General features: G+C 59.5%; 17 protein-coding genes. 1 reads left to right on the top strand and 16 read right to left on the bottom strand.

The features are described 5' to 3' along the window. Positions 1-22 precede the first annotated feature (22 nt). The 11 genes from ndk to trmJ all read right to left on the bottom strand — a co-directional run bounded on the left by ndk (position 23) and on the right by trmJ (position 7,859). Positions 23-448: a nucleoside-diphosphate kinase gene (gene ndk, locus MKZ87_RS12295; protein WP_065257687.1), complete on the bottom strand. Its 426-nt coding sequence runs from the start codon at positions 446-448 to the stop codon at positions 23-25. A gap of 87 nt (positions 449-535) precedes the next feature. Beyond that, positions 536-736: a Fe-S cluster assembly protein IscX gene (iscX, locus tag MKZ87_RS12290; protein WP_085699835.1), complete on the bottom strand. Its 201-nt coding sequence runs from the start codon at positions 734-736 to the stop codon at positions 536-538. Between the two features lie 14 nt (positions 737-750). Beyond that, positions 751-1,092, bottom strand: a complete 342-nt coding sequence (gene fdx, locus MKZ87_RS12285; RefSeq protein ID WP_007964424.1) for an ISC system 2Fe-2S type ferredoxin — start codon at positions 1,090-1,092, stop codon at positions 751-753. Next, positions 1,092-2,957: a Fe-S protein assembly chaperone HscA gene (gene hscA / locus MKZ87_RS12280; RefSeq protein ID WP_085699837.1), complete on the bottom strand. Its 1,866-nt coding sequence runs from the start codon at positions 2,955-2,957 to the stop codon at positions 1,092-1,094. Before hscA ends, fdx begins: the two co-directional genes overlap by 1 nt. Before the next feature lie 51 nt (positions 2,958-3,008). Then, positions 3,009-3,530, bottom strand: a complete 522-nt coding sequence (hscB, locus tag MKZ87_RS12275; RefSeq protein ID WP_085699840.1) for a co-chaperone HscB — start codon at positions 3,528-3,530, stop codon at positions 3,009-3,011. Positions 3,531-3,538: 8 nt separating this feature from the next. Continuing rightward, complete coding sequence (gene iscA / locus MKZ87_RS12270; RefSeq protein WP_003227904.1) at positions 3,539-3,862, bottom strand: iron-sulfur cluster assembly protein IscA; 324 nt, start codon at positions 3,860-3,862, stop codon at positions 3,539-3,541. 34 nt (positions 3,863-3,896) lie between these two features. Next, a complete protein-coding gene (iscU, locus tag MKZ87_RS12265) occupies positions 3,897-4,283 on the bottom strand; it encodes a Fe-S cluster assembly scaffold IscU (RefSeq protein ID WP_003227907.1) in 387 nt (128 codons plus the stop codon). Between the two features lie 101 nt (positions 4,284-4,384). Continuing rightward, positions 4,385-5,599 (bottom strand): IscS subfamily cysteine desulfurase, encoded by a 1,215-nt coding sequence (locus MKZ87_RS12260; RefSeq protein WP_064599246.1) that lies wholly within the window; start codon positions 5,597-5,599, stop codon positions 4,385-4,387. A 50-nt stretch (positions 5,600-5,649) separates the two neighbouring features. After that, on the bottom strand, positions 5,650-6,141 hold the full coding sequence (gene iscR, locus MKZ87_RS12255; protein WP_007956690.1) for a Fe-S cluster assembly transcriptional regulator IscR: 492 nt from the start codon (positions 6,139-6,141) through the stop codon (positions 5,650-5,652). 168 nt (positions 6,142-6,309) lie between these two features. Continuing rightward, positions 6,310-7,086: a serine O-acetyltransferase gene (gene cysE / locus MKZ87_RS12250; RefSeq protein ID WP_085701758.1), complete on the bottom strand. Its 777-nt coding sequence runs from the start codon at positions 7,084-7,086 to the stop codon at positions 6,310-6,312. Between the two features lie 2 nt (positions 7,087-7,088). Then, on the bottom strand, positions 7,089-7,859 hold the full coding sequence (trmJ, locus tag MKZ87_RS12245) for a tRNA (cytosine(32)/uridine(32)-2'-O)-methyltransferase TrmJ (protein WP_085699844.1): 771 nt from the start codon (positions 7,857-7,859) through the stop codon (positions 7,089-7,091). A gap of 145 nt (positions 7,860-8,004) precedes the next feature. On the opposite strand from trmJ, the gene suhB reads away from it, so the two are divergent. Next, entirely contained in the window at positions 8,005-8,823 is an 819-nt protein-coding gene (gene suhB / locus MKZ87_RS12240) for an inositol-phosphate phosphatase (RefSeq protein WP_085699846.1), read from the top strand. A gap of 95 nt (positions 8,824-8,918) precedes the next feature. Here the strand turns inward: suhB and MKZ87_RS12235 are convergent, their stop codons facing one another. From MKZ87_RS12235 to tgt, 5 genes are all read right to left on the bottom strand, one after another. Continuing rightward, complete coding sequence (locus tag MKZ87_RS12235) at positions 8,919-9,467, bottom strand: glycine zipper 2TM domain-containing protein (RefSeq protein WP_011335818.1); 549 nt, start codon at positions 9,465-9,467, stop codon at positions 8,919-8,921. A 121-nt stretch (positions 9,468-9,588) separates the two neighbouring features. Then, entirely contained in the window at positions 9,589-10,503 is a 915-nt protein-coding gene (gene secF / locus MKZ87_RS12230; protein ID WP_085699848.1) for a protein translocase subunit SecF, read from the bottom strand. Between the two features lie 9 nt (positions 10,504-10,512). Further along, positions 10,513-12,384, bottom strand: a complete 1,872-nt coding sequence (secD, locus tag MKZ87_RS12225) for a protein translocase subunit SecD (RefSeq protein ID WP_085699850.1) — start codon at positions 12,382-12,384, stop codon at positions 10,513-10,515. Between the two features lie 64 nt (positions 12,385-12,448). Continuing rightward, entirely contained in the window at positions 12,449-12,784 is a 336-nt protein-coding gene (gene yajC, locus MKZ87_RS12220; protein WP_065257675.1) for a preprotein translocase subunit YajC, read from the bottom strand. A gap of 43 nt (positions 12,785-12,827) precedes the next feature. Then, positions 12,828-13,943, bottom strand: coding sequence for a tRNA guanosine(34) transglycosylase Tgt (tgt, locus tag MKZ87_RS12215; RefSeq protein WP_161794909.1), 1,116 nt, complete (start codon positions 13,941-13,943; stop codon positions 12,828-12,830). Positions 13,944-13,949: the final 6 nt, after the last annotated feature.

Genomic DNA, 13,949 nt, shown 5'->3' with positions numbered 1-13,949 from the left:
ACCTTCACTCTCAAGCCAATGCTTAGCGAGTGGTTACTTCGGTAGCTGCGAAGAAGTACGAGATTTCGCGAGCGGCAGCGGCTTCGGAGTCCGAACCGTGAACGGCGTTGGCGTCGATCGATTCAGCGAAGTCGGCACGGATGGTGCCTGGAGCAGCTTCTTTAGGGTTGGTAGCGCCCATCAGCTCACGGTTGCGAGCGATGGCGTTTTCGCCTTCCAGAACCTGAACAACCACTGGACCGGAGATCATGAAAGCAACCAGGTCACCGAAGAAACCGCGCTCTTTGTGCTCAGCGTAGAAGCCTTCAGCTTCGGCTTTGGACAGTTGCTTCATTTTCGAAGCAACCACTTTCAGACCAGCCTTTTCGAAACGGGTAACGATTTCGCCGGCAGCGCCTTTTGCAACGGCGTCAGGCTTGATGATGGAGAAAGTACGTTGAACAGCCATGGTGTAACTCCAGAAACGGTAATTTGCGAAAAATTAAACCCGCGAATTATACGCGGGTTCTTGGGTATTGCCTAACCTGCGAGACGATCAGTCCAATTCATTGGCCCAGAGCTCCTGAACCGCTTCCAGAACCTTCTCGCCAACGCGGCCAGAAGTCTTATCGAAGTCAGGCAGTTCCTCGATCATATGCTGCAGACGGACAAAACCTACAGAATACGGATCGAGCCCCTCATGGGCCTCGGCCAGCTCTTCTGCAATACGTTGAACATCATTCCAACCGTAGCTCATGACAGTCTTACCAGTCAGTGCGGCGCTTCGGCCGCATGGTTAAGCGAATATTTCGGGATTTCGACGGTGATGTCTTCTTCACCGACGATCGCCTGACAGGCCAGGCGCGATTGCGCTTCCAGACCCCAGGCGCGATCAAGGAAGTCTTCTTCCAGCTCGTCAGCCTCTTCCAGCGAGTCGAAACCCTCGCGGATGATGCAGTGGCAAGTGGTGCAGGCACAGACACCGCCGCAGGCGCTTTCCATCTCGATATGGTGTTCGTGGGCCAGCTCGAGAATCGAAGTGCCGGGCTCAGCCTCGACCACCATGCCTTCAGGGCAGAACTTCTCGTGGGGCAGAAAAATGACCTGCGGCATCAGATATCCTCGATTTCATTCAGATTGCGCCCCGACAGAGCGGCTTTCACCGTCTGATCCATACGACGGGCTGCAAAAGCATCGGTCACTTGCGACAGACGCTTGGTCTGCTGCTCGATGGCATAGCCATCAGTGCCTTTCATCAGTTCGGTCAGTTCCTGCACCTGCAGATCGATGACCATGCGCTCTTCGGCGTCGAGCAAACGCTCGCCATCCGCCTCCAGAGCCCCCTGCACCGCTTCGATCAGGCGCTGGGCATCGACTTGCTGCTCGCGAAGCACGCGAGCGACCTTGTCGTCATTGGCGTGCTGGAACGAATCTTTCAGCATCTTGGCGATTTCGCCGTCGGTCAGCCCGTAGGACGGCTTGACCTGGATGCTCGCCTCAACGCCCGAGCCCAGTTCACGGGCCGAGACGCTGAGCAGACCGTCGGCATCAACCTGGAAGGTCACACGAATTTTCGCCGCGCCGGCCACCATCGCCGGAATACCGCGCAATTCGAAGCGAGCCAGTGAGCGGCAATCGCTGATCAACTCACGCTCGCCCTGCAACACATGGATCGCCATGGCCGACTGGCCATCTTTATAGGTGGTGAAGTCCTGTGCGCGTGCGACGGGGATGGTGGTGTTGCGCGGAATCACCTTCTCCATCAGGCCGCCCATGGTTTCCAGACCCAGGGACAACGGAATCACGTCGAGCAGCAGCAATTCGCCGCCATCACGCTTGTTGCCGGCCAGCGTATCGGCCTGGATCGCAGCACCAATGGCCACCACTTGATCCGGGTCGATTTCGGTCAGCGGCTGACGACCGAACGCTTCGGCGACAGCTTCGCGAACACGCGGAACGCGGGTCGAACCACCGACCATGACCACGGCGTGCACGTCTTCCAGCTCGACGCCGGAATCACGCACGGCACGGCGGCAGGCTTTAAGACTGCGGGCGACCATCGGTTCGATCAACGCATCGAAGGCTTCGCGGGTCAGCTGTGCTTTCCAGTCGCCGTAGGCAACTTCAACAGTGTCAGAGTCCGTCAGGGCTTCTTTGGCAGCGCAAGCGGCTTGCAGCAAGCTGCGCTGTGCACCCGGATCGAGGTCGGCGGACAAACCGGCACTTTGGATGATCCAGCCGGCAATCGCATGATCGAAATCGTCACCGCCCAGGGCACTGTCGCCACCGGTGGCCAGGACTTCGAACACGCCGCCGGTCAGACGCAGAATCGAAATATCGAATGTGCCGCCACCCAGGTCGTAAATGGCGACCAGGCCTTCGGCATGCTGATCCAGACCGTATGCCACCGCTGCTGCGGTCGGTTCATTGAGCAGACGCAGCACGTTCAGACCGGCGAGTTTCGCCGCATCCTTCGTAGCCTGGCGCTGGGCATCGTCGAAATACGCCGGAACGGTGATCACCGCGCCCACCAGCTCGCCGCCGAGGGTGGCTTCAGCGCGCTGACGCAATACTTTCAGGATATCGGCGGAAACCTCGACCGGGCTTTTCGGGCCCTGCACGGTGTCGATGAACGGCATGTGCGATTCGCCGCCGACAAAGCGGTACGGCAGCTGATCGCCCAATTGCTTGACGTCGGACAGACCACGCCCCATCAGGCGCTTGACCGACAGCACGGTATTCAGGGGGTCGGAGGACGCAGCCAGCTTGGCCGACTCGCCGACTTCGACGCGATCGGCGTGATAACGCACGGCGGAAGGCAGGATGACCCGTCCTTCGGCATCGGCCAGCGGCTCGGAAAGACCACTGCGCAATGCAGCGACCAGCGAATTGGTAGTACCCAAGTCGATCCCCACAGCCAGACGACGCTGGTGCGGTTGAGGACTTTGGCCGGGTTCGGCGATCTGCAGTAGGGCCATCGTGATCAGGACTTATCTGTATATCAGGCGTGCGACCGGAGCGGCACTGGGTTAATCGTCGAGGCGCTCTTCTAACTGGCGCACTTCGTAGGTGAGCTTGTCGAGGAACTGCATGCGCCGCATCAGGCGTTCGGCCTGTTCGCGTTGCGCTGCATCATCCCAACAGGCTGCGAAGCTTTCGTTGAGCTCTTCCTGCGCGGTTTTCAGGCGACGCTTGAAAGCCGCGACACCGTCCAGGTCGGCACTGTCCTGCAGATCTTCGAGCTCTTCGCGCCATTGCATCTGCTGCAAAAGAAACTCGGGATCGTGGACGGTGACTTCCATCGGCACTTCATGCCCGCTGATGGTCAGCAGGTAGCGTGCACGCCGGGCCGGACTCTTGAGTGTCTGGTAGGCATCGTTGAGCCGCGCAGACTGCTCGAGCGCCGACCGCTGCTCGCGCTCGGAAGCATCGGCAAAGCGGTCAGGATGAACGCCGCGCGCCAACTCGCGATAGCGCGTGGCCAACTGCTCGAGATCCAGGCGAAAGCCCGGTTGCAGCTCGAATAAAGCGAAATGACAAGGAGTACCCACGACAAGCCTCAGATGTTGAAGCTTTCGCCGCAGCCACATTCACCGCGTACGTTGGGGTTGTTGAACTTGAAGCCTTCGTTCAACCCTTCCTTGACGAAGTCAAGCTCGGTGCCGTCGAGGTAGGCCAGGCTTTTCGGGTCGATGATCACTTTCTCGCCGTGACTCTCGAACACCTGATCTTCTGCAACCACCTCGTCGACAAACTCCAGCACGTAGGCAAGGCCGGAACAGCCCGTGGTGCGAACACCCAGACGAATCCCCTCACCCTTGCCGCGCCCGTCAAGGGAGCGCCGCACGTGTCGAGCAGCCGCTTCTGTCATGCTGATAGCCATCGTTGACTCCTTACTCGTCGCCAAATCTTGAAAGTCAGATCAAGCCTTTCTTCTGCTTGTAATCGCGAACGGCGGCCTTGATGGCGTCTTCAGCGAGAACCGAGCAGTGGATTTTCACTGGCGGCAGGGCCAGTTCTTCAGCCAGCTGAGTGTTCTTGATGGTTTCAGCTTCGTCCAGGGTCTTGCCTTTCATCCACTCGGTAGCGAGGGAGCTGGAGGCGATAGCCGAACCGCAGCCGTAGGTCTTGAACTTGGCGTCTTCGATAACGCCCTGATCGTTGACCTTGATTTGCAGACGCATCACGTCGCCGCACGCCGGAGCGCCGACCATGCCGGTGCCAACGTCCGGATCTTCGGCGTTCATCTTGCCGACGTTACGCGGGTTTTCGTAGTGGTCGATGACCTTTTCGCTGTAAGCCATGATTCTCAATCCTCACTCATCAGGGCCGCTCTTGAGACCCTGCAACTGCGCTGCGTAAACCGCCGCGTCGCTACAGGATCCGTATCCGGCGGCTTCTATATTTAGTGTGCCGCCCACTCGATCTTCGAGATATCGACGCCGTCTTTGTACATGTCCCACAGCGGCGACAGAGCGCGCAGCTTGGTAACGGCCTCGCAGACTTTCTGCGCGGCGTAGTCGATTTCTTCCTCGGTGGTGAAACGGCCGAAGGTAAAACGGATCGAGCTGTGTGCCAGTTCGTCGTTGCGGCCCAGGGCGCGCAGTACGTACGAAGGCTCCAGCGACGCCGAGGTGCAGGCCGAACCGGACGAAACCGCCAGATCCTTGAGCGCCATGATCAGCGACTCGCCTTCAACGTAGTTGAAGCTCAGGTTCAGGTTGTGCGGAACGCGCGCGGTGAGGCTGCCGTTGACGTACAGCTCCTCCAGATGCTCGACCTGCTTGTAGAAGCGATCGCTCAATGCCTTGATGCGAACGTTTTCGGCAGCCATGTCTTCCTTGGCCACACGGAACGCTTCGCCCATGCCGACGATCTGGTGAGTCGCCAGGGTGCCGGAACGCATGCCGCGCTCATGACCGCCGCCGTGCATGGTCGCTTCGATGCGCACACGCGGCTTGCGGCTGACGTACAACGCGCCGATGCCTTTAGGGCCGTAAGTCTTGTGAGCGGAGAACGACATCATGTCGACTTTCAGTTTCTGCAGGTCGATTTCGACCTTGCCGGTGGACTGAGCGGCGTCGACGTGGAACAGGATGCCTTTGGAACGGGTCAGCTCGCCGATGGCGGCAATGTCGTTGACGGTGCCGATTTCGTTGTTCACGTGCATCACCGACACCAGGATGGTGTCTTCGCGCAGCGCGGCTTCGATCATGGCCGGGGTGATCAGGCCGTCTTCGGTCGGATCGAGGTAGGTGACTTCGAAACCTTCACGCTCCAGCTGGCGCATGGTGTCGAGGACAGCCTTGTGTTCGATCTTGGAGGTGATCAGGTGCTTGCCCTTGGAGGCGTAGAAATGTGCCGCACCCTTGATTGCCAGGTTGTCGGACTCGGTGGCACCGGAGGTCCAGACGATTTCACGCGGGTCGGCGTTGACCAGGTCGGCCACCTGACGACGGGCGTTTTCGACGGACTCTTCGGCCTTCCAGCCGAACACGTGGGAACGGGACGCCGGGTTGCCGAAGTTTCCGTCGACCAGCAGGCATTCACTCATTTTTTGCGCAACGCGCGGATCGACCGGGGTGGTCGCAGAGTAATCAAGGTAAATCGGCAATTTCATGGACTATCTCCTAAATCAGGCTGGCTGGCGTGCCGCTAGCTCTCTGGCTGTCATTCGACGGCGGACGCTTCAATCTTGTCCAGGCGCGGCGCCTTGCCATTGCAACGACGCTGATCCTGACGCTGGGCCACTTCCTGCACCTCACGGCGAGTTACGAGGTCGGCCAAGCTGATACCGCTGAGAAATTCGTGAATCTGCAGGCTCAGATCGCACCACAGGTGGTGGGTCAGGCAAGTGTCACCGGAGTGGCAGTCGCCCTGGCCCTGGCATTTTGTTGCATCGACCGATTCGTTCACCGCATCGATCACCTGCGCCACCTGGATGCCCTGCATGTCGCGGGACAACTGGTAGCCACCGCCCGGACCGCGAACACTGGAAACCAGGTTGCTGCGGCGCAGCTTGGCGAAAAGCTGTTCGAGATAGGACAGGGAGATGCCTTGGCGCTCGGAGATATCGGCCAGGGACACGGGCCCGTGTTGCGCGTGCAACGCCAGGTCAAGCATGGCGGTCACGGCGTATCGGCCTTTTGTAGTCAGTCGCATGGACAATTACCACGGAGTTCGGAATGGGCGGGAGTATGCAATTCCCGAGCATTTAAGTCAACTATAAGACCTAGTGCTTTAGTCGGGTTTACCCGCAAAAGAGCGCGCGAATGATAGCAGGGTCTGCGGCCTAATGGCACACCGGTCGGCAGCAGCCCTGCAAGCGCGTCAATGGAGCTTGGATTCGTCCTTGCCCTTGACGCAGGCGAAGTCTTCTTCACGCAGCTCGGGCAGATCTTTCGCACAGTAGTTGCTGCCCAGATCCTTCAGCGCGCCGCACATTCCCTCCAGACGCCCGTCCACCGCTTGCAGGTGATCGAGCAACTGGCCAATGGCGCGCGCCACCGGATCGGGCATGTCTTCGCTGACGCCGTAGGCATCGAAACCGATCTTTTCGGCCATCGCCTTGCGCTTGGCGTCGACCTCATCATCAGACTTGACGATGATCCGCCCCGGAATCCCCACAACAGTGGCGCCCGGAGGCACTTCCTTGGTGACCACGGCGTTGGAACCGACCTTGGCGCCAGCGCCTACGGTGAACGGACCAAGCACCTTTGCACCCGCGCCCACCACAACGCCGTCGCCGAGCGTCGGGTGACGCTTGCCCTTGTTCCAGCTGGTGCCACCCAGAGTCACACCCTGATAGATCGTCACGTCATCGCCGATTTCAGCGGTTTCGCCGATCACGATGCCCATGCCATGGTCAATGAAGAAGCGTCGACCGACCTTGGCGCCCGGATGGATCTCGATCCCGGTCAGCCAGCGAGCGAAGTTCGACACCAGCCGCGCCAGCCATTTCAAATCGTTGCGCCAGAGCATGCCGGCCAGTCGATGAATCCAGATTGCATGCATGCCGGGGTAGCAGGTCAGGACTTCAAAAGCGTTACGCGCCGCCGGGTCTCGGTGGAATACGCTCTGGATATCTTCACGCAAACGCTCGAACATCATTAATCCTTCCGCTTAAGGAGCTCGCCACGGGCCGCTTTCTGGGTTTCCGTGAGGATGCCACGCAAAATATTCATTTCCGCCCGGCTGACCGAGCTGCGTCCGTACAACCGGCGCAGGCGCGCCATCAAGTGCCGCGGTTTTTCCGGATCGAGGAATTCGATGGCCACCAGGGTTTGCTCAAGGTGTTCATAGAACCGCTCCAGCTCATCCATGGTCGCAAGCTCTGCGCTTTTCACGGAGGCCACTTCTTCCTTCTCAATCTTGGTCGGCTGGCCTTGTGCAGCCAGCCACGCCATGCGCACTTCATAGCTCAACACCTGCACCGCCGCCCCGAGGTTCAGCGAGCTGAACCCAGGATCGGAGGGGATGTGCACGTGATAGTGACATCGCTGCAGCTCGTCATTGGTCAGGCCAGAATCTTCACGACCGAACACCAGCGCGATTTCCGCGCCCTGCCCTGCCTCCTCGACCACTTTGGTCCCGCACTCGCGCGGATCCAGCAATGGCCAGGGAATACGCCGGTCACGGGCACTGGTGCCGAGAACCAGATTGCAACCGACCAGGGCGTCTTCCAAGGTGGCGACGACTTGCGCGTTTTCAAGGATGTCGCCGGCACCCGAAGCGCGGGCATCGGCTTCGTGATGCGGAAAGACACGCGGATCAACCAGCACCAGACGCGACAGGCCCATGTTTTTCATGGCGCGCGCGGTCCCGCCGATGTTTCCCGGATGGCTGGTATTGACCAGGACGACACGAATATTTTGCAGCACGGCGGGCGCTCTCGGACTCGGCAAAGGGGTGCAAATCTTACAGAACAGCCTACCGTTAAGCTATGAAAGCGAACAGCGACCTTCACCTGAAGAAAAGTTCTGATAGAATGCGCGGCTTTCTTTAACAACCTTAGGTGACACATCCATGCAGCCCATGCTGAATATCGCGCTGCGCGCCGCCCGCAGCGCCAGTGAACTGATCTTCCGCTCCATCGAGCGCCTGGATACCATCAAGGTCGACGAAAAAGACGCCAAGGATTACGTATCCGAGGTGGATCGCGCTGCCGAACAGAAAATCATCGACGCCCTGCGCAAGGCTTACCCGAATCACTCGATCATGGGTGAAGAGACTGGCCTGCACGCCGGCACCGGCATCGAAGGCGAAGAATACCTGTGGATTATCGATCCACTGGACGGCACCACCAACTTCCTGCGCGGCATTCCTCACTTCGCTGTCAGCATTGCCTGCAAATACCGCGGCCGCCTGGAACACGCCGTTGTTCTGGATCCGGTTCGTCAGGAAGAATTCACCGCCAGCCGTGGTCGCGGCGCTCAACTGAATGGTCGTCGCCTGCGTGTCAGCGGTCGCACCAGCCTTGAAGGCGCCCTGCTCGGCACCGGTTTCCCGTTCCGTGACGACCAGATGGACAACCTCGACAACTACCTTGGCATGTTCCGCGCCCTGGTTGGCCAGACTGCCGGTATCCGCCGCGCCGGTGCGGCGAGCCTGGACCTGGCTTACGTAGCCGCCGGTCGTTTCGATGCGTTTTGGGAGTCGGGTCTGTCCGAATGGGACATGGCTGCCGGCGCCCTGCTGATTCAGGAAGCAGGCGGTCTGGTGAGCGACTTCACCGGCGGTCACGACTTCCTTGAAAAAGGCCACGTCGTTGCCGGCAACACCAAATGCTTCAAGGCAGTTCTGACGGCGATCCAGCCGCACCTGCCGGCCTCGCTGAAGCGCTAAGCGTTTCGCGAAACCAAAAACACCCTTCGGGGTGTTTTTTTATGGGCATGAAAAAAGCACCTCGAAAGGTGCTTTTTCTATAAGCCATCAGCCAATCACTGACCTGGCTGGTTCTGCGACAGGATCAGCTTGCCTTCCTTGTCGACCGGAATCTGGTTGCCCGGATCACGATCCATCCGCACCTTGCCTTCCTTGCCGTCCAGCGAATACCGGACGTCATAGCCCACGACCTTGTCGCTGATGTCATTCACCGTGTTGCAGCGAGTCTGAGTCGTCGTGTAGGTATCACGCTCCTGCATACCCTCCTGAACCTTGTTACCGGCGTAACCGCCACCGACCGCACCGGCCACCGTGGCAATCTTCTTGCCGGTACCGCCACCGATCTGGTTACCCAGCAGGCCACCTGCCAGCGCACCGACCACGGTGCCGGCGATCTGGTGTTGGTCTTTCACCGGCGCCTGCCGGGTCACCGTCACATCCTTGCACACTTCACGTGGAGTCTTGATCTGTGTCTTGACCGGCTCTACCGCCAGCACTTGCGCATACTCAGGGCCGCTTTTCACCAGGCTGTAGGTGGCAACAGCACCCCCGGCAGTCACACCGACAGCACCCAATACCGCACCAACCAGCAACGACTTGTTCACATGAACCTCCTGACCATCACATGCGGGAACGCGCCCGCGCTTCTCCCAGCCTTGGAGCAAAAAAAAAGACGCGAGTTCAACTCGCGTCTTTTTTGACTGACCGCCGGGAAAACGATGGCCGTTATGGACGGTCGTCGACTTCCTTCTCGGTGTTGGCCGGAGGAATGAGATCTTCAGAACTCAGGTTCAGCCAGATCAACACCACGTTCGCGATGTAGATCGACGAGTAGGTACCCGCCAGAACACCGATAAACAGGGCGATGGAGAAGCCGAACAGGTTATCGCCACCGAAGAACAGCAGCGCCGCGATCGCCAGCAGGGTGGAGATCGACGTCGCCATGGTCCGCAGCAGAGTCTGAGTTGTCGAGATGTTGATGTTCTCGATCAGCGAAGCCTTGCGCAGGACACGGAAGTTCTCACGCACCCGGTCGAATACGACGATGGTGTCGTTGAGCGAGTAGCCGATGATCGCCAGCACCGCCGCCAACACCGTCAGGTCGAAGGTGATCTGGAAAAACGACAGGATACCGATGGTCACGATCACGTCATGGACCAGCGATACGATGGCGCCGACCGCGAACTTCCACTGAAAGCGGAAAGCCAGGTAGATCAGGATGCCGCCGAGTGCCAGCAGCATGCCGAGGCCGCCCTGGTCACGCAGCTCTTCACCGACCTGCGGGCCGACGAACTCCACGCGCTTGACGGTAGCAGGATTATCGCCGCCGACCTTTTGCAGCGCTTCTGCAACCTGATGACCCAGTTGCGGGTCTTCACCCGGCATGCGCACCAGCAGATCGGTGGTTGCACCGAAGTTCTGCACGACGGCCTCGTGGTAACCCGAAGTCACCAGCTGCTCGCGCACCTTGGTGACGTCAGCCGGACGCTCGTAGGTCAGCTCGATGAGCGTACCACCGGTGAAGTCCAGTCCCCAGTTCATGCCCTTGTGGAACACACTGAAGATGGCCAGCAAGGTCAGAAATACTGTGACGCCGAACGCAAAGTTGCGGACGCCCATGAAGTTGATTGTACGTAACATGGCAGCCCCTTAAATCCACAACTTCTTGAAGTCACGTCCGCCAAAGATCAGGTTGACCATTGCGCGGGTCACCATGATGGCCGTGAACATCGAGGTAAAGATCCCGAGGGACATGGTCACTGCAAAGCCCTTCACCGGGCCGGTGCCCATGGCGAAGAGGATGCCGCCGACCAGCAAGGTGGTCAGGTTGGCGTCAAGAATCGCAGTGAATGCCCGGCCGAAGCCTTCGTTGATTGCACGCTGCACGGTCATGCCGGCGGCGATCTCTTCACGAATCCGCGAGAAGATCAGCACGTTGGCGTCGACCGCCATACCCATGGTCAACACGATACCGGCGATACCCGGCAGGGTCAGCGTAGCCCCCAGCAGCGACATCAGCGCCAGCAGCAACACCATGTTCACTGCCAGAGCAACGGTGGCGATGACGCCGAAGAAACGGTAGATGGCGATGATGAACAGCGAGACGAACAGCATGCCCCACAGCGATGCATCGATACCCTTGGTGATGTTGTCCGCACCCAGGCTCGGGCCGATGGTGCGCTCTTCAGCGAAGTACATTGGAGCAGCCAGGCCACCGGCACGCAGCAGCAGCGCCAGTTCGGACGACTCGCCCTGACCGTTCAGGCCGGTGATACGGAACTGCGCACCCAGCGGCGACTGAATGGTCGCCAGGCTGATGATTTTCTTCTCTTCCTTGAAGGTCTGCACCGGAACGTCTTTCTCGACGCCATCAACCATTTGCTTGACGTAAGTAGTGACCGGACGCTGCTCGATGAAGATCACCGCCATGCTGCGACCGACGTTGCTGCGGGTCGCGCGGTTCATCAGATCGCCACCGTGACCATCCAGGCGGATGTTCACTTCAGGCGTACCGTGCTGCGAATCAAAACCGGCCTTGGCATCAGTCACCTGGTCACCGGTGATGATCAGGCCACGCTCGATCTGGGCAGGAGGACGCTTGCCTTCACGGAACTCGAAGGTTTCGGAAGTGGCTTTCGAAGCGCCAGGTTCTGCAGCCAGACGGAACTCGAGGTTGGCGGTCTTGCCGAGGATACGCTTGGCTTCGGCAGTGTCCTGCACGCCCGGCAGCTCAACCACGATACGGTTGGCGCCCTGACGCTGGACGATCGGTTCGGCAACACCCAGCTCGTTGACGCGGTTACGTACCGTGGTCAGGTTCTGCTTGATGGAGTATTCACGGATTTCCGCCAGCTTGGCCGGGGTCATCGCCAGACGCAGCACCGGTTGACCGTTGAGGTCGGCCGGAACAATGTCGAAATCGTTGAAATTCTTGCGGATCAGCGCGCGGGCCTGTTCGCGGGAGTCAGCATCGCTGAAGCCCAACTGAATGGCGCCATTGAGTTGCGGCAGGCTGCGATAGCGCAGTTTCTCTTTGCGCAGCAGGCTCTTGACGTCGCCTTCATAGACTTTCAGGCGGGCGTCGAGGGCTTTGTCCATATCCACTTCCAGCAGGAAGTGCACACCACCGGACAAGTCCAGACCCAGCTTCATCGGGTGCGCGGCCAGGTTGCGCAACCATTGCGGGGTGGTTTGCGCCAGGTTAAGCGCGACGACGTAGTCATCACCCAATGCCTTGCGGACAACGTCCTTGGCCGGCAGCTGGTCTTCAGCCTTGGTCAGACGGATCAGACCGCCCTTGCCGTTCGCAGCCAGGCTCGAAGCCTTGACGTTGATCCCGGATTCCTTGAGCGCGGTGCTCGCGCGATCCAGATCGGCCTGATTGACCTGCAGGGCCGTGCTGGCGCCGCTGATCTGAATGGCCGGGTCATCGGGGTATAGATTCGGAGCGGAATAAATCAGACCGATCGCCAGCACCGCCAGGATCAGAATGTATTTCCACAGAGGGTATTTGTTCAGCATCACGCCGCCCGTTATGAACGCGGGGCGCCTTGCGCGCCCCGTCGATTGAGTAGAAGTTGGAACCTTAGATCGCTTTCAGCGTGCCTTTTGGCAGCGTGGCGGCGATGGCGCCCTTCTGGAACTTCATTTCCACGGTGTCGGAAACTTCCAGAACCACGAAGTCATCGGCCACTTTGGTGATCTTGCCGGCGATGCCGCCGGTGGTGACCACTTCGTCGCCCTTCTGCAGGCTGTTCAGCAGGTTCTTCTGCTCTTTGGCGCGCTTGGCCTGTGGACGCCAGATCATCAGGTAGAAGATGACCAGGAAGCCGACCAGGAAAATCCACTCGAAGCCGCCGCCCATAGGCGCTGCAGCCGGTGCAGCCGCGTCAGCCATGGCATTAGAGATAAAAAAGCTCATTTAGCACTCCAGTTGCAAATGTTGAATCTTGGGGTCAGAAAACTCAGTCCAAAGGCGGAACGGGAAGCCCGCGTTTGGCGTAGAAGGCATCGACAAAGGCGGCCAATGTACCCTGTTGAATAGCCTCGCGCAAACCAGCCATCAGCACCTGATAATGGCGCAAATTGTGGATGGTATTGAGCATGCTGCCGAGCATTTCGCCGCACTTGTCCAGATGATGCAGATAAGCGCGGGAGAAGTTCTGGCAGGTATAGCAATCGCAGGTGGGATCCAGAGGCGAATCATCATGGCGATGGAACGCGTTACGGATCTTCAGCACGCCTGTATCAATGAACAGATGCCCGTTGCGGGCATTACGGGTTGGCATCACGCAATCGAACATGTCCACACCGCGGCGCACACCCTCAACCAGATCTTCCGGTTTGCCAACGCCCATAAGGTAACGAGGTTTGTCAGCCGGCATCATGCCTGGCAGGTAATCCAGCACCTTGATCATTTCGTGCTTGGGCTCGCCCACCGACAGGCCGCCGATGGCCAGGCCGTCGAAACCGATCTTGTCCAGGCCTTCCAGCGAGCGCATGCGCAGGTCCTGGTGCATGCCGCCCTGGACGATGCCGAACAGCGCCGCCGTGTTGTCGCCGTGGGCGTTCTTCGAACGCTGGGCCCAACGCAGCGACAGCTCCATGGAGACACGGGCAACGTCTTCGTCAGCCGGATACGGGGTGCATTCGTCGAAGATCATCACGATGTCCGAGCCCAGATCGCGCTGAACCTGCATCGACTCTTCCGGGCCCATGAACACTTTCGAGCCGTCGACCGGGGAGGCGAAGGTCACGCCCTCCTCCTTGATCTTGCGCATGGCGCCGAGGCTGAACACCTGGAAACCGCCGGAGTCGGTCAGGATCGGGCCTTTCCACTGCATGAAATCGTGCAGGTCGCCGTGTTCCTTGATCACTTCGGTACCCGGGCGCAGCCACAGGTGGAAGGTGTTGCCCAGAATGATCTCCGCGCCGGTGGCGACGATGTCACGCGGCAACATGCCCTTGACCGTGCCGTAGGTGCCCACCGGCATGAAGGCCGGGGTCTCGACGGTGCCACGCGGGAAGGTCAGACGACCGCGACGAGCCTTGCCATCGGTGGCAAGCAGCTCAAACGACATACGGCA

Origin of the sequence: Pseudomonas sp. MCal1 (assembly GCF_026341415.1) — a bacterium.
GTDB lineage: Bacteria > Pseudomonadota > Gammaproteobacteria > Pseudomonadales > Pseudomonadaceae > Aquipseudomonas.
The sequence above is the reverse complement of the archived record's forward strand: the minus strand, read 5'-3'. Positions and strand labels throughout refer to the sequence as shown.

Coding starts and splice junctions, on each gene's coding strand:
- iscU (WP_003227907.1), bottom strand. CDS start 4,283: ATGGCTTACAGCGAAAAGGTCATCGACCACTACGAAAACCCGCGTAAC.
- MKZ87_RS12260 (WP_064599246.1), bottom strand. CDS start 5,599: ATGAAATTGCCGATTTACCTTGATTACTCTGCGACCACCCCGGTCGAT.
- cysE (WP_085701758.1), bottom strand. CDS start 7,086: ATGTTCGAGCGTTTGCGTGAAGATATCCAGAGCGTATTCCACCGAGAC.
- iscA (WP_003227904.1), bottom strand. CDS start 3,862: ATGGCTATCAGCATGACAGAAGCGGCTGCTCGACACGTGCGGCGCTCC.
- ndk (WP_065257687.1), bottom strand. CDS start 448: ATGGCTGTTCAACGTACTTTCTCCATCATCAAGCCTGACGCCGTTGCA.
- secD (WP_085699850.1), bottom strand. CDS start 12,384: ATGCTGAACAAATACCCTCTGTGGAAATACATTCTGATCCTGGCGGTG.
- iscX (WP_085699835.1), bottom strand. CDS start 736: ATGAGCTACGGTTGGAATGATGTTCAACGTATTGCAGAAGAGCTGGCC.
- hscA (WP_085699837.1), bottom strand. CDS start 2,957: ATGGCCCTACTGCAGATCGCCGAACCCGGCCAAAGTCCTCAACCGCAC.
- suhB (WP_085699846.1), top strand. CDS start 8,005: ATGCAGCCCATGCTGAATATCGCGCTGCGCGCCGCCCGCAGCGCCAGT.
- yajC (WP_065257675.1), bottom strand. CDS start 12,784: ATGAGCTTTTTTATCTCTAATGCCATGGCTGACGCGGCTGCACCGGCT.
- tgt (WP_161794909.1), bottom strand. CDS start 13,943: ATGTCGTTTGAGCTGCTTGCCACCGATGGCAAGGCTCGTCGCGGTCGT.
- iscR (WP_007956690.1), bottom strand. CDS start 6,141: ATGCGACTGACTACAAAAGGCCGATACGCCGTGACCGCCATGCTTGAC.
- fdx (WP_007964424.1), bottom strand. CDS start 1,092: ATGCCGCAGGTCATTTTTCTGCCCCACGAGAAGTTCTGCCCTGAAGGC.
- secF (WP_085699848.1), bottom strand. CDS start 10,503: ATGTTACGTACAATCAACTTCATGGGCGTCCGCAACTTTGCGTTCGGC.